The 870-nt window shown below is 69.3% G+C and carries 1 protein-coding gene; it reads right to left on the bottom strand.

Annotation, left to right across the window (positions count from 1 at the left end):
• Positions 1–870 (bottom strand): uroporphyrinogen-III C-methyltransferase (cobA, locus tag EOA75_RS33365; protein ID WP_127326173.1); only part of this gene is annotated, 870 nt, incomplete at both ends.

Raw genomic sequence — 870 nt, 5'->3', positions numbered from 1 at the left:
GTCATGCCCGGTGGTGAACACCATCGAGGACGTCACGCCGCGCAGCGTCAGCGGCAATTCGAAATCGGCGGCCGCGGCGAAGGCGGCGGTCACGCCCGGAACCACCTCATAGGCGATGCCGGCCTCGCGAAGTGCTGCCATTTCCTCGCCCGCCCGCCCGAACACAAGCGGATCGCCTGATTTCAGCCGCACCACGCGCTTGCCGGCGCGGCCAAGCTCGATGAGCAGAGCGTTGATTTCTTCCTGGCTCTTGGAATGGCAGCCCTTGCGCTTGCCGACAGGCAAGCGCTCGGCATCGCGGCGCCCCATGGCGACGATCGCTTCCGGCACCAGCGCGTCATAGACGATCGCGTCGGCCTCCATCAGCAGGCGGTGGGCGCGCAGCGTCAAAAGATCCTCCGCGCCCGGGCCGGCGCCGACCAGAGCGATGTGACCTGCGGTCGGCGCGTCCGAAGTCAAAAGTTCAAGCGCAGCGCTATGCGCCCTGGCGAACTCTCCGGCTTCAACCGCCTTGGCCGGGAGGCCGGCGAAGAAACCGCTCCAGAACCGGCGGCGGCGATTGCCTTTCGGCAGCCGCTCGGCAGCAGTGCGAAACGACGACGCCAAGGCCGCCAGCCGGCCAAGCGACGGCGACAGCATGCGATCGATGCGCACCCGCAGCAGCTGCGCCAGCACAGGGCCGGCGCCCTCGGTGCCGATGGCGATGGCGACCGGCGCGCGGTTGACCAGCGCCGGGGTGAAGAAATCGCAGAGCTCAGGCCGGTCGACGGCGTTGACCGGAATGCCCAGCCGGCGGGCGTCTTCGACGACGCGACGGTCGAGCGCCTCGTCGCCGCTGGCGGCAAACACCATGGCCGCGTCCTCGAGGTG

It is taken from the genome of Mesorhizobium sp. M1A.F.Ca.IN.022.07.1.1 (assembly GCF_003997575.1).
Taxonomy (GTDB): domain Bacteria; phylum Pseudomonadota; class Alphaproteobacteria; order Rhizobiales; family Rhizobiaceae; genus Mesorhizobium.
The sequence above is the reverse complement of the archived record's forward strand: the minus strand, read 5'-3'. Positions and strand labels throughout refer to the sequence as shown.